Raw genomic sequence first — 13,036 nt, forward strand, 5'->3', positions numbered from 1 at the left:
CTACAGCCCCTGCGCGAGGCGGTAGTACGCCGCGTTCGAGCGGATGTCGGCCTCGAAGCCGCGGAGGGTGGTCGACTCGTCGATGACGAGGAGCTCGACGCCGGCGATGCGGGCGAAGTCCTCCCACGCCTCCAGGCCGATCTGCGTCGTCATGACGGTGTGGTGCGCGGCGCCGGCCGTGATCCAGGCCGCGGCGCTGGTGCCGAAGTCGGGGGCGGGCTGCCAGACGGCGCGGCCGACCGGGAGGTGCGGCAGCGTCTGCGGCGGCTCGACGGTGGTCACCTTGTTCGCGACCAGGCGGAAGCGCTCGCGCACGTCGCTCAGCGCGACGACGACCGCGTCGCCGGCGTCGGCGGTGAAGACCAGGCGCACCGGGTCCTCGCGGCCGCCGATGCCCAGCGGGTGGATCTCGAGCGACGCGCGCTTCGACGACAGCGACGGCGACACCTCGAGCATGTGCGCGCCGAGGATGAGCTCCTCGCCGGGCGTCATGTCGTAGGTGTAGTCCTCCATCAGGCTGGTGCCGCCGGGCAGGCCGGCGCCCATCACCGCGGCGATGCGGATGAGGACGGCGGTCTTCCAGTCGCCCTCGCCGCCGAAGCCGTAGCCGTCGGCCATCAGCCGCTGCACGGCGAGACCCGGGAGCTGACGCAGCCCGCCGAGGTCCTCGAAGCTGTCGGTGAACGCCTCGAAGCCGCCCTCCTCCAGGAACGAGCGCAGGCCGATCTCGACCGCCGCCCCGTAGCGGAGCGACTCGTGGCGCTCGCCGCCGGGGAGCAGCTCGGGCACCACGTCGTAGCTCTCGACGTACTCCGCGACCAGCGCGTCGATGTCGGCGTCGGTCGCCGCGTCCACGCGCTCGACGAGCTCGTTCACGCCCCAGGTGTTGACGCTGACGCCGAGGCGGATCTCGGCCTCGGTCTTGTCGCCCTCGGTGACGGCGACGTTGCGCATGTTGTCGCCGAAGCGGGCGACCTTCATGCTCTGCGAGGCCGACCAGCCGGCCGCGGCGCGCGACCAGATGCCGATCGACTCGGTGACGCGGGCGTCGCTCGCGTGGCCGACGACGGTCTTCCGCGGCACGCTCATCCGGCTGAGGATGTAGCCGTGCTCGCGGTCGCCGTGCGCGGCCTGGTTGAGGTTCATGAAGTCGAAGTCGATGTCCTGCCACGGCAGGGCGACGTTCGCCTGGGTGTGGAAGTGCAGCAGCGGCTTGGCCAGCGCGTCGAAGCCGTGGATCCACATCTTCGAGGGGCTGAAGGTGTGCATCCAGGTGATGACGCCCACGACGGAGTCGTCGGAGTTCGCCTCGATCATCGTGCGGCGGATCGCGTCGGAGCTCTTCAGCACCGGCTTCCACTCGACGGTGACGGGGATGTCGCTGGACTCGTTGAGCTGCGCGACGACGGCCTGTGACTGCTCGGCGACCTGGCGGAGGGTGTCCTCGCCGTAGAGGTCCTGGCTGCCGGTGAGGAACCGGACGGTGCGGGTCGCGAGGTCGGGGACGATGCTCTTGTAGCGGGTCATGCGAGTGCTCCGGTGGGGTTCTGTCCGTAGACGTTCTGGTAGCGGTCGAACAGGGCGTCGATCGACTCCTGCGGGATGGGGACGAGCTCGCCGCCCTGGCGCGCGATGTGCACGGTGCGGGCGACGTCCTCCGTCATCACCGCGGCCTTGACGGCGTCCTTCGCGTCCTTGCCGATGGTGAAGACGCCGTGGTTCTGCATCAGGACGGCGCGCGAGCGGTGCCCGGTGAGCGTCGAGACGACGCCGCGGCCGATCGAGTCGTCGCCGATGATCGCGAACGGGCCGAGCGGGATCTCGCCGCCGAACTCGTCCGCCATGGCGGTGATGACGCAGGGGATCGCCTCGGCGCGAGCGGCCCACGCGGTGGCGTAGGTGGAGTGCGTGTGCACCTGGCCGCCGACCTCGGGCATCTCGCGGTAGACGTAGGCGTGCGCGGCGGTGTCGCTGGACGGGCTGCGCTCGGACCCGAGGCTGCCCGGGACGACGGTGCCGTCGAGGTCGCAGAGGATCATGTTCTCGGGCGCGAGGTCGTCGTAGGAGACGCCGCTCGGCTTGATCACGAAGAGGTCGGCGCCGGGCACGCGGCCGGAGATGTTGCCGCCGGTCCAGATGACGAGGCCGTAGCGGACGAGCTCGGCGTGCAGGCGGGCGACGTCCTCTCGGACGCGGGCGATCGCCGCCTCGACCTCGGGGCCGAACCCGGCGGGCGCAGCGGTCGTGCTGTCGGTCATGCGGTGTCTCCTTGCGTGGTGAGGGTGTCGACGGCCGTCTGCTCGACGGCGAGGCCGGCGCGGTAGCGCTCGAGGTAGGCGGTGAAGCCGGCGACGTCGGCGCTGTCGGGCGCCACCGTCTCGAAGCCGGCGTCGCCGAAGACCTGCTCGGTCAGGTAGGAGTCGAGGGTCGTCCCCTCCTGCAGGCGGAAGGCGGCGAGCACCGCCATGCCCCAGGGGCCGCCCTCGGAGGCGGTCGCGGCGACCGAGACCGGGGCGTCGAGCGCTCCGGCGAGGAAGCGCTGGGCGACTCCGGCCGTGCGGAACATGCCGCCGTGGGCGAACATCTCGTCGATCACGACGCCCTCGCCGGCCAGCACGCGCATGCCGAGCGCGAGCGTGCCGAACACGCCGTAGAGCTGCGCGCGCATGAAGTTGGCCAGCGTGAGGCGGGAGTCGGGGGTGCGCACGACGAGCGGGCGGCCCTCGACGAGCCCGGCGATCGGCTCGCCCGCGAGGTGGTTGTAGGCGAGGAGCCCGCCCGCGTCGGCCTCGCCGGCCAGCGCCTCCGCGAAGAGGGTGCCGTAGACGGCGTCGCTGTCGGAGGGTCCGCCCGAGGCCGCGGCGAACCGCGAGAACAGGCCGACCCAGGTGGCGAGCTCGCTCGCGCCGTTGTTGCAGTGCACCATCGCGACGAGGTCGCCGGCCGGAGTGGCGACCAGGTCGAGCTCGTGGTGCACGCTCTCGAGCGGGCGCTCCAGGACGACCATCGCGAAGATGCTCGTGCCGGCGCTGACGTTGCCGGTGCGCGGGGCGACGGAGTTGGTGGCGACCATGCCGGTGCCGGCGTCGCCCTCGGGCGGACAGAACGGCACGCCGGCCTGGAGCGCGCCGGTCGGGTCGAGCAGCAGCGCGCCCTCGGCGGTGAGCTCGCCGGCCGCGGCGCCCGCGGGGAGGACGGCGGGCAGCAGCTCGCGCAGCGGCGGCAGGGTGCCGGCGACGCGGGCGTCGTAGCGCTCGAGGACGGTCTCGTCGTAGTCGCGGGTCGCCGGGTCGGTCGGGACCATGCCGGAGGCGTCGCCGACTCCGAGGACCTTCTCGCCGGTGAGGCGCCAGTGCACGTAGCCGGCGAGGGTGGTGAGGAAGTCGATCCTCTCGACGTGCGGCTCGGAGTCGAGGACCGCCTGGTGCAGGTGCGCGAGCGACCAGCGCAGCGGGATGTTCGCGCCGAACAGCTCGGTCAGCTCGGCCGACGCCGGGCCGGTGCTGGTGTTGCGCCAGGTGCGGAACGGGACGAGCAGCTCGCCGGCCTCGTCGAAGGCGAGGTAGCCGTGCATCATCGCGGAGACGCCGAGGACGCCGACCGTGGTGAGGCGCACGCCGTGGCGCTTCTCGGCGTCGGCGACGAGGTCGGCGTAGGCGGCCTGGAGCCCCTCGTGCACGGCGTCGAGCGAGTACGTCCAGCGGCGGTCGACGAGCTGGTTCTCCCACTCGTGGCTGCCGACGGCGAGGACCACGGAGGGATCGGCCGCGTCGACGAGGCAGGCCTTGATGCGGGTGGAGCCGAGCTCGATCCCGAGGGCGGTCGCGCCGCTCGTGATCGCCTCGGCGGGGGGCCGTCGCTGGTCCATTGCACTCCTCGCTGAGGGCCATGTGACCGTTCACAAAGCCACGCGCCAGCGTAGGCGAAGTGTCTTGTGGTCGGCAAGCGCGGAGCTCTGGCCTGCTGATGGAGGACGCCCGCAGGGCGCGTCCTTCGCTGATCGAGTAGTGCCCGCAGGGCGCGTATCGAGATCCACCGTCCGGCGAAGCCGCTTCGCGTCTCGGCGGTGAGGGAAAGCACGCGGCGGTCTTCAGTCATGCTGGTCGAGTAGCCCCGCAGGGGCGTATCGAGACCCGGCGTCGCCGGCAGGGCGGTCTGCAGACTTGTCTTCCGACGCGGGTGGATCTCGATACGCCCGCTGTGCGGGCTACTCGATCAACATGGCTTCCCCCTCCGCAGTAGGTGAGCTTTCCCAGGAGGCCCGGCGTCCCACGCTGATCGAGTAGCGCCCGGAGGGCGCGTATCGAGATCCGCCGTCTTCATGCTGGTCGAGTAGCGCCCGCGGGGCACGTATCGAGACCCGCCGTCCTCATGCTGGTCGAGTAGCCCCGCAGGGGCGTATCGAGACCCGGCGTCGCCGGCGCGCCGCCTCAGACCGCCCGTGTCGAGTCCCGCTCGACCAGCACCGGCGGCACCGGCCGGTCGACGGCGGCCGGCTCGCCGCGCAGCTCCGCCAGCACCACGCCGATCGTGCGGCGGCCGACCTCGGCGAAGTCCTGCCGGATCGTCGTCAGCGGCGGCCGGTAGTGCGCGGCCTCGGGCACGTCGTCGAAGCCGACGACACTCAGGTCCTCGGGCACGCGCACGCCGCGGTCCGCGCAGGCGTGCAGCAGCCCGAGCGCCATCTGGTCGTTCCCGGCGACGACCGCGGTGAGGTCGGCGACCTCGTCGAGCAGCCGCAGTCCCGCCCGGTATCCGGACTCCGCCGTCCAGTCGCCGCCGATCACCGCGGCCGGCTCCAGCCCCGCCTCCGCCATCCGCGCGGTGAACCCGTCGAGGCGGGCGTGCGCCTCCACCCAGTGCTGCGGGCCGGCCAGGTGGGCGATCCGGGTGTGGCCGAGCGCGAGGAGGTGCTCGGCGGCGAGCCGCGCACCCGCGGCCTGGTCGACGAGGAGCCGCGGGTCGGCCCCGCGCCCCGCCGCGCCGAGGGTGACGAACGGCACTCCGATCGCGAGGCTCTCGATCGCCTCGAGCGCGCGCTCCTGCGGCGCGAGCACGACGATCGCCTCGACCGCCTCGCGCTGGAGGTGCTCGAGCGCGGCGGCCAGCGACTCCGCGTCGGGCGCCGCGTTGACCACCGGCACCCGGTAGCCGGCGTCGCGCGCGGCCTGCTCGATCGCGGCCATCGCCGTGGCGGTGCCGTAGAAGCTGTGACTCTCGGCGGCGAGGATGCCGATCAGCCCGGAGCGGCCGGCCGCGAGAGCCCGGGCTGCGGCGCTGCGCCGGAAGCCGAGGTCGTCGATGGCCGCGAGCACCTTGTCGCGGGTGCGCGGCCGGACCTGCGGGCTGTCGTTGAGCACGCGCGACACCGTCTGGTACGAGACGCCCGCGCTGACCGCGACGTCGCGGATCGTCGGCTGTCTCGGCATGGGGTCACCGTAGCGCCCGGCGCTCGCGGCCGTCGTGGCCCACCGTGCTGGTCGAGCAGCCCCGGAGCGGCCTCCGCATGCTGGTCGAGCAGCCCCGGAGCGGCCTCCGCATGCTGGCCGAGCAGCCCCGCAGGCGCCTCTGCATGCTGGTCGAGCAGCCCCGCAGGGGCGTATCGAGACCCGCCGTCCTCAGCAGGACAGGTCTGCAGACTCGTCTTCTGGCGCTGGTGGATCTCGATACGCCCGCTGCGCGGGCTACTCGATCAGCATGGGGTTCCCCCACTTCCCCGAGGCGATTTCTCCCGTCCGCTCGGCAGGACATCAGCTGAGAGCGTCCGCCATCGCCCATCGGCGACGAGAACCACTCCTGGCTGATGTTCTGCGCGGCCTCCGTCCCGTCGCCCTCGTCCAGCCCCGCTCGCTACGGTGACGCTGAGGATTCACTCACGCAGTCAGGAGCCGGACGTGGAGAACCAGCAGATCGCGGCGCTCGTCGCCCTCGTCGTCGCCATCGCGGTGGTCGGATCGGTCATCGCGACCGTCCTGCGGATGCGCGCGGGTGCACCGGGAGCGCGCCCGGCCTCACGAGACGGCGGCTCGACCGCCGCGACGGGCGACGGCACCTCGAGCGGATCGGACACCCGCGACGGCCGTGCCGACGACGGCGGCTCCCCGGACGGCGGCTCGCCGGACAGCGGAGGCTCCGACGGCGGCGGCGGCGGGGGCGGCGACTGAGCCACGGCACCGCCCACCGATTCTGGAGGCCCGCCCCACTTCCGGCTCGCGCAATCACATCCGGCCCGCTGGGTCCGCTGATCTCCGCGAGCCGAGGCTCGTTTCCCGTGCCGGAGGGCGACGGGTCCGATCTCCGGCTCGCTGAGTCAGCTCCGGCTCGCGGGATCTGCTGGTTTCCGCGAGCCGAGGCCCGTTCCACGTGCCGGAGGTGATGGGTCCGATCTCCGGCTCGCGAAGTCACCTCCGGCTCGCCGAATCTTCTGGTTTCCGCGTGCCGACGGTCGTCCCGCGTGCCGGAGACGACGCCGGCCACGCCGGGCTCGCGGACGCGCCGCCGCGTCAGTGCTGGTGCAGGACCGCCCAGGCGAGCAGCGAGTCCAGCCGCCGGATGTCGGCTCCGCGCCCGAGCTTCACCTTGATGTGCCCGGCCCGCGTCCACAGCTCGACCTCGGAGTTGAGGTCGAACGTGCCCGCGTTCTCGCTCGACCACATGTTGATCGAGCTGTACGGCAGCGAGTAGATCTCGACCTTCTTGCCGGTCAGCCCCTGGGCGTCGCGCACGATGAGCCGCTTCGTGGTGAAGGTGGCGGAGTCGCGGAGCGTGCGGAACGACGCGACCGCCTTCTCCCCTTCCACCAGGAGGGAGTCGACGTCGGCGGGGACCGGGATCTCCTGCGCGAGGGTCCAGGTGAGCAGCGGTGCAGTGTCCATCGCACCACCCTGGCCGAGGGGAGCCGCGACCGCATCCGTCGCTCGCCGGAGTGCCCAGGCTCCGCTGATCCCCGCGGGAGATGCTGGGGCATGCCCCTCGCCGTCCCCGACGCCCTCGTCCCGCTCGCCCTGCGCCTGGCCCGCGCCAACCGCACGTTCGTCAGCGCGGACGGCGCTCGCCGCCGGATCCGCGAGAACGCCCTCCGCCCGGCCCGCTACGGCCCGCCCCCGCGACTGCGACCCGGAGTGCGCGTCGACGTCGAGCAGGTCGGCGGCTGGCCGGTCTACACGATCCGCCCGCGGCGGATCCGCGGCGGGGTCGTCTACGCCCACGGCGGCGGCTGGGTCAACGAGATCGCGCCGCAGCACTGGTGGCTGGCGGCGCGCATCGCCGACGAGGCCTCTGCGGCGGTCACCCTGCCGATCTACCCGCTGGTCCCGTTCGGCACGGCCCTCGAGGCGCGCGACGGCGTCCGCGCGCTGGTGCACCGGAGTCTCGACCGGTACGGCGCGACGGCGCTCGCCGGCGACTCCGCGGGCGGCCAGATCGCGCTGTCGACGGCCCTCGCCCTCCGTGACGAGGGCGTAATCCTGCCGTCGACCACGCTGATCTCGCCCGCGCTCGATCTCTCCTGGAGCAACCCGCGCATCCCGGAGGTGCAGCCGAGCGATCCGTGGCTCGGCACGCCGGGCGGCCGCGTGCTCGCCGAGAAGTGGCGCGGCGAGCTCGATCTGCTCGACCCGATCGTCAGTCCGCTCTTCGGCGACCTCGCCGGCCTCGGACCGCTGAGCGTCTACACCGGCACCCGCGACGTCCTGAACCCCGACGCGCACGTCCTCGCCGAGAAGGCGGCGGCGGCCGGAGTGCCGTTCGAGCTGCACGAGGCGGTCGGCCAGCTGCACGTGTACCCGCTGGTGCCGACCCGCGCGGGCCGCGAGGCGCAGCACGACCTTGTCGACGGACTCCGGTCGGCGCTCTGACCCCTGACGCGACCTCGGGCTCGCGGAAGCACCTCCGGCTCGCGAGAATCCCGTGATTCCGCGAGCCGGAGCTGCTTCTGCGTGCCGGAAGATGCCGCGGCGACCTCGGGCTCGCGGAAGCACCTTCGGCTCGTCGAAACGCCGGGTTCCCGCGTGCCGGAGCTCGTTCCGCGAGCCGGAGGTCCTGCCGAAGCCGCCTCAGGCTCGCGGAATCACCTCCGGCTTGCGAGAATTCGCCGATTTCAAGGGCCGGAGCTGCTTTTGCGTGCCGGAGGATGCGGAGGCGACGTCGGGCTCGCGGAAACACCTTCGGCTCGTCGAAACGCCGCGAATGAGCGTGCCGGAGCTCGTTCCGCGAGCCGGAGCTCATCTCTGTCAGCCGGACGGCCCGATCGGCCCTCGGATCCCGGACCCGACGGCGCTCAGGACCCCGCTCGCCGGCCGGTCACACCCCGCCGCCGTGCGCAACTAAGGCTGGAAGCCCCGAATCCGTCGAGAAACGGTCGGATCGGCCCTTCCAGCCTTAGTTGTGCACACGTTCCCGCCGAGACCTACGCGCCCCAGCTCGACTGCGTGCCGCCGACGCGCTCCTCCGCGATGGCCTGCGCGTGCCCGGACGCCGCATAGGCCGCCATCGGGTCGGCCGGCAGCCCGCGCTCCGAGCGCCAGGCCGCGAGGGCGGGGCGGACGTCGGAGTAGAAGGCGTCCATGAAGATCCCGTTCGCGCCGAGCACGTCGCCCGCGAGCTGCGCCTCCTCGAGGGCCGCGCGGTCGACGAGCAGCGCGCGCGCCGTCATCTCCTGCACGTTGAGCACCGAGCGGATCTGGCCGGGGATCTTGTCCTCGACGTTGTGGCACTGGTCGAGCATGAAGGCGACGGGCGAGTCCGGGCCGTAGCCGCCTCCGCGCACCACCTCGTAGAGGATGCGGAAGAGCTGGAACGGGTCGGCCGCTCCGACGATCAGGTCGTCGTCGGCGTAGAAGCGCGAGTTGAAGTCGAACGAGCCGAGCTTCCCGAGGCGCAGCAGCTGGGCGACGATGAACTCGATGTTGGTGCCCGGCGCGTGGTGTCCGGTGTCGAGGCAGACCAGCGCGCGGTCGCCGAGCGCGGCGACGTGCGCGTAGGAGGTGCCCCAGTCCGGAACATCCGTGTGGTAGAACGCGGGCTCGAAGAACTTGTACTCCAGGACGAGGCGCTGCTCGGTGCCGAGGCGCTCATAGATCGCGGCGAGCGAGTCGGCGAGGCGGTCCTGGCGGCCGCGGATGTCCTGCTGGCCCGGGTAGTTGGAGCCGTCGGCGAGCCAGATCTTGAGGTCGCGCGAGCCGGTCGCGTCCATGATGTCGATGCAGGCGAGGTGGTGGTCGATCGCCTTCTGGCGGATCACCGGGTCGGAGTGCGTGAGCGAGCCGAACTTGTAGTCGTCGTCCTGGAAGGTGTTCGAGTTGATCGTGCCCAGTGCGACGCCCTTCGACGCGGCGAACTCGCCCAGCGCCGCGTAGTCGTCCACCTTGTCCCACGGGATGTGCAGCGCGACGCTCGGCGCGAGGCCGGTCAGCTCGTTGACCTTCGCCGCGTCCGAGATCTTCTCCTCGATGGTCCGCGGGGTGCCCGGCGTGCTGAACACCTTGAAGCGGGTACCGGAGTTGCCGAACGCCCAGGAGGGCAGTTCGATCGCCTGCTGCTCGAGCTGGCGGAGGATGTCGGGGCTGAGGTCGGTCACGGCGGGGTCCTTCTGTGCGGGGCGATCCGGCCGTGCGGCGGACGCCGACCGGGCGGCACCGTATGAATCGTTTCACAGCGCCGTGGGCCGAGCGTATCGCTCCGCTTCCCGGGCTGTCAAAGGCCTGCAGAGAGGGGGCACGCCTGCGGTGCCGCCGGATGAGATGATTCCCGGATCGCGCGCAGCCCTGCGACCCGCGACGACCCGAGGAGACGATGTGCCGTCCATCAGTGTCCGCGAGGTCGCCGCTCGCGCCGGAGTCTCGGTCGGCACCGTCTCGAACGTGCTGAACCGCCCGGAGAAGGTGGGCGCCGAGTCCGTCCGCCGCGTGCAGTCCGCGATCGCCGAGCTCGGCTTCGTCCGCAACGACGCGGCCCGCCAGCTCCGTGCCGGCCGCAGCCGCAGCATCGGCCTCGTCGTGCTCGACGCCGGCAACCCGTTCTTCGCCGAGCTCGCCCGCGGAGCCCAGGCCCGCGCCGCCGAGGCGGGGCTCTCCGTGCTCCTGGCGAGCACCGACGCCGAGGCCGACCGCGAGGACTCCTACCTCGACCTGTTCGAGGAGCAGCGGGTGAGCGGGGTGCTGATCTCGCCGCAGGGGGAGGGATCGGCGCGGCTCGACCGGCTCCGGGCGCACGGCATCCCCTGCGTGCTGGTCGACCGGGAGTCGGGGGACAGCGCGTTCTCGTCGGTCGCGGTCGACGACGTCGCCGGCGGGCGGCTCGCGGTCGAGCACCTGCTCGGGCTCGGGCGGCGCCGGATCGCGGTGGTCGGCGGGCCGGAGTCGATCCGCCAGGTCGCGGACCGGTTCGCAGGCGCGCGCGAGGCCGTGGCGGCGGTGCCGAGCGCGACGCTCGAGGTGCTGCCGACGCCGGGGCTCACCGTGCTGGATGGCCGGGCCGCGGGCCGGGCGCTCGCCGAGCGCGCTCCCGCCGATCGCCCGGACGCCGTCTTCTGCGCGAACGACCTGCTCGCCGTCGGCGTGCTGCAGGGGTTGATGCTGCTGGGCGAGGTGCGGGTGCCGGAGGACGTGGCGCTGATCGGCTACGACGACATCGCCTTCGCGACCGCGACCATCGTGCCGCTGTCGAGCATCCGCCAGCCCAGCGCCCTGATCGGCGCGACCGCCGTCGAGCTCCTCCTCGAGTCCGAGCCCCGCCAGGTCGTCTTCCAGCCCGAGCTCGTCGTCCGCGCCTCGACCTCCGGCTGACCCGCGCGTCTGCCCCCTCCCGCGAGATGCCACTTGTGCACGCTTTCCTCGGCGTGTCGCGTACTCAAGTGGCATCTCGCGGGAGGAGGCAGAACAGGGGACCTCCGCCCGGAGGCTGAGCGCGCTGGTAGCGTTTAGTGGGCCGGGTCCAAGAAACGCGGCTTCCCCCTCCTGACGAAAGCCGCCATGACTCTGCGCCGTTCCGCCCTCGCCGCCCTCGCGGCCTCCGCCCTCCTGCTGACCGGCTGCACCGCCGCGTCCGACGGCGACGCCGGGGGAGACTCCAGCACCCCGGTCGCCGACGGCGTCCTCACCTACGCGACCGGCGACGCCGAGCCCACCTGCCTCGACCCGCACGTCGGCGGCAACTACCCGCAGGCGCTGCTCGCGACCCAGGTGCTGGAGTCGCTCGTCTCGCGCAGCGACGACGGCACCATCACCCCGTGGCTCGCGGAGTCGTGGACCGTCTCGGACGACGCGCTCAGCTACGACTTCACCCTCCGCGAGGGCCTGACCTTCACCGACGGCACCCCGCTCGACGCCGACGCGGTCGCCGCGAACATCGAGCACCTGCAGGACCCGGCGACCAAGTCCTCCACCGGCTACCTCGCCGTCGCGAAGGTCGAGTCGGTCACCGCCGTCTCGCCGACCGTCGCCCGCTTCACCCTCAGTGCCCCCGACAGCGCCCTGCTCGAGTCGCTCTCGCAGCCGTGGACCGCGATCGAGTCGCCCACCGGCATCGCCCGCGGCGAGGAGGCCAACTGCGAGGCGCCCGTCGGCACCGGTCCGTTCACGGTGACGGAGTGGGTCAAGCAGGACCACGTGACCCTCACCCGCAACGACGACTACGACGCCGCCACGGGCCCGACCGGCGAGGGCCACGACGGCCCCGCCTACCTCTCGAGCATCACCTGGCGCTTCATCCCCGACTCCGCCACCCGCTACGCGGCACTGCAGGCGGGCGAGGTGGACGTGATCGACAACGCCCAGCCCGACACGCTCGCGGCTGCGACCGACGCCTCCGACCTGGTCGAGATCGACGCGCCCCGCCCCGGCTCGGTGAACCGCCTCGAGCTCAACTCGGGCCAGGCGCCGTTCGACGACCAGAGCGTCCGCGAGGCGTTCATCCGCGCCGTCGGCGTGAACGACGCGATCGACTCCCTCTTCTTCGGCACCGCCGAGCGCTCGTACTCGCCGCTGTCGAGCAGCGAGGCGACCGCCTACTCCGATCCGTCGCTCTTCGAGGACGCCGGCTCGGACGACGAGATCGCCGCCGCGGAGGACCTCCTCACGGCCGCGGGCTGGGTCGACTCCGACGGCGACGGGATCCGCGAGAAGGACGACGCGCCGCTCGTCCTGCGCCTGCCGGTCAGCACCAACCAGTCGATCCCGGCTGAGCAGTCGCTGTTCGAGCAGATCCAGGCGTCGGCGAAGGTCGCCGGCTTCGACGTGCAGATCAGCCTGCTCGACCTCTCCAGCTGGTACACCGCGCTCGCGGCGAACGAGTACGAGCTGGTCAGCGCGCCGTACACGAAGGTCGGACCGGACGTCCTGCGCACGCTCTACGCGTCCTCCGGCATCACCCCGGCGCCGAGCGGCTACTTCGCCAACCACGCCCAGGTGAACGACCCCGCCCTCGACGCCCTGCTCGAGCAGGCGAGCGCGACCGTCGACGAGACCGAGCGCGCCGACCTCTACTCGCAGGCCCAGCGGATCGTGCTCGAGGGCTACTGGATCCTGCCGCTCTACGACCAGCAGAACCACTACCTGCACCGCTCGGCCGTCCAGGGCGTCGCCGCCCTGGCCACCGTCTCGACCCCCTGGTTCGCGGACGCCTGGCTCTGACCGCGCGGGGCACCCCTGCCGATCGAGGAGCGGCGCGGCCGCCTCCTGCTGATCGAGGAGCGGCGCGGCTGCCCCCGTGCTGGTCGAGTAGCCGCGCAGCGGCCCTGCATGCTGGTCGAGTAGCCGCGCAGCGGCGTATCGAGACCCGCCGTCTCCAGCAGGGTGGATCTCGATACGCCCTCTGCGAGGGCTACTCGATCAGCATGATCCGCACGCCGGTCGAGCAGCGGCCCTGCATGCTGGTCGAGTAGCCGCGGAGCGGCGTATCGAGACCCGCCGTCCTGATCACGGTGGATCTCGAAGCTTCTATTTGTCAAGGTCGGCAGAGGAGGGGGAAGAGTTCGCGGCAGAGGGCTCGTTTGAGGAGGCGGAGGATGTCTTTCTTGGTTTTGCCGTCGGCGAGGTGG

At 72.3% G+C, this 13,036-nt stretch carries 10 protein-coding genes; 4 read left to right on the top strand and 6 right to left on the bottom strand.

The features are described 5' to 3' along the window. The 4 genes from araA to EDF45_RS13285 all read right to left on the bottom strand — a co-directional run bounded on the left by araA (window position 1) and on the right by EDF45_RS13285 (window position 5,429). Window positions 1-1,527 carry an L-arabinose isomerase gene (araA, locus tag EDF45_RS13270; protein WP_123736323.1) on the bottom strand — a complete coding sequence of 509 codons (1,527 nt, stop codon included), beginning with the start codon at window positions 1,525-1,527 and terminating at the stop codon, window positions 1-3. Then, window positions 1,524-2,258: an L-ribulose-5-phosphate 4-epimerase gene (locus EDF45_RS13275; protein ID WP_123446858.1), complete on the bottom strand. Its 735-nt coding sequence runs from the start codon at window positions 2,256-2,258 to the stop codon at window positions 1,524-1,526. Before EDF45_RS13275 ends, araA begins: the two co-directional genes overlap by 4 nt. Then, a complete protein-coding gene (locus tag EDF45_RS13280; protein ID WP_123736322.1) occupies window positions 2,255-3,868 on the bottom strand; it encodes a xylulokinase in 1,614 nt (537 codons plus the stop codon). Before EDF45_RS13280 ends, EDF45_RS13275 begins: the two co-directional genes overlap by 4 nt. Window positions 3,869-4,430: 562 nt before the next feature. Then, on the bottom strand, window positions 4,431-5,429 hold the full coding sequence (locus EDF45_RS13285; protein WP_123736321.1) for a LacI family DNA-binding transcriptional regulator: 999 nt from the start codon (window positions 5,427-5,429) through the stop codon (window positions 4,431-4,433). 465 nt (window positions 5,430-5,894) lie between these two features. On the opposite strand from EDF45_RS13285, the gene EDF45_RS13290 reads away from it, so the two are divergent. After that, window positions 5,895-6,164, top strand: coding sequence for a hypothetical protein (locus EDF45_RS13290; RefSeq protein WP_123736320.1), 270 nt, complete (start codon window positions 5,895-5,897; stop codon window positions 6,162-6,164). Between the two features lie 339 nt (window positions 6,165-6,503). Here the strand turns inward: EDF45_RS13290 and EDF45_RS13295 are convergent, their stop codons facing one another. Next, the gene (locus EDF45_RS13295; protein ID WP_123446854.1) at window positions 6,504-6,875 is read right to left on the bottom strand and encodes a PH domain-containing protein; all 372 of its coding nucleotides are present in this window, start codon (window positions 6,873-6,875) and stop codon (window positions 6,504-6,506) included. Between the two features lie 90 nt (window positions 6,876-6,965). On the opposite strand from EDF45_RS13295, the gene EDF45_RS13300 reads away from it, so the two are divergent. After that, a complete protein-coding gene (locus tag EDF45_RS13300) occupies window positions 6,966-7,856 on the top strand; it encodes an alpha/beta hydrolase fold domain-containing protein (protein WP_123736319.1) in 891 nt (296 codons plus the stop codon). A gap of 551 nt (window positions 7,857-8,407) precedes the next feature. Here EDF45_RS13300 and rhaI read toward each other — a convergent pair. Then, the gene (rhaI, locus tag EDF45_RS13305; RefSeq protein WP_185020182.1) at window positions 8,408-9,577 is read right to left on the bottom strand and encodes an L-rhamnose isomerase; all 1,170 of its coding nucleotides are present in this window, start codon (window positions 9,575-9,577) and stop codon (window positions 8,408-8,410) included. Between the two features lie 217 nt (window positions 9,578-9,794). Here rhaI and EDF45_RS13310 point away from each other — a divergent pair, with 217 nt between their 5' ends. Both EDF45_RS13310 and EDF45_RS13315 read left to right on the top strand, forming a co-directional pair. After that, the gene (locus EDF45_RS13310; RefSeq protein ID WP_260312180.1) at window positions 9,795-10,784 is read left to right on the top strand and encodes a LacI family DNA-binding transcriptional regulator; all 990 of its coding nucleotides are present in this window, start codon (window positions 9,795-9,797) and stop codon (window positions 10,782-10,784) included. A gap of 186 nt (window positions 10,785-10,970) precedes the next feature. Continuing rightward, a complete protein-coding gene (locus EDF45_RS13315; RefSeq protein ID WP_123736317.1) occupies window positions 10,971-12,629 on the top strand; it encodes an ABC transporter substrate-binding protein in 1,659 nt (552 codons plus the stop codon). The last annotated feature ends 407 nt before the right edge of the window (window positions 12,630-13,036 follow it).

Source organism: Rathayibacter sp. PhB186, from assembly GCF_003751825.1.
Lineage (GTDB): Bacteria > Actinomycetota > Actinomycetes > Actinomycetales > Microbacteriaceae > Rathayibacter > Rathayibacter festucae.

Coding starts and splice junctions, on each gene's coding strand:
- araA (WP_123736323.1), bottom strand. CDS start 1,527: ATGACCCGCTACAAGAGCATCGTCCCCGACCTCGCGACCCGCACCGTC.
- EDF45_RS13275 (WP_123446858.1), bottom strand. CDS start 2,258: ATGACCGACAGCACGACCGCTGCGCCCGCCGGGTTCGGCCCCGAGGTC.
- EDF45_RS13280 (WP_123736322.1), bottom strand. CDS start 3,868: ATGGACCAGCGACGGCCCCCCGCCGAGGCGATCACGAGCGGCGCGACC.
- EDF45_RS13285 (WP_123736321.1), bottom strand. CDS start 5,429: ATGCCGAGACAGCCGACGATCCGCGACGTCGCGGTCAGCGCGGGCGTC.
- EDF45_RS13295 (WP_123446854.1), bottom strand. CDS start 6,875: ATGGACACTGCACCGCTGCTCACCTGGACCCTCGCGCAGGAGATCCCG.
- EDF45_RS13300 (WP_123736319.1), top strand. CDS start 6,966: ATGCCCCTCGCCGTCCCCGACGCCCTCGTCCCGCTCGCCCTGCGCCTG.
- EDF45_RS13315 (WP_123736317.1), top strand. CDS start 10,971: ATGACTCTGCGCCGTTCCGCCCTCGCCGCCCTCGCGGCCTCCGCCCTC.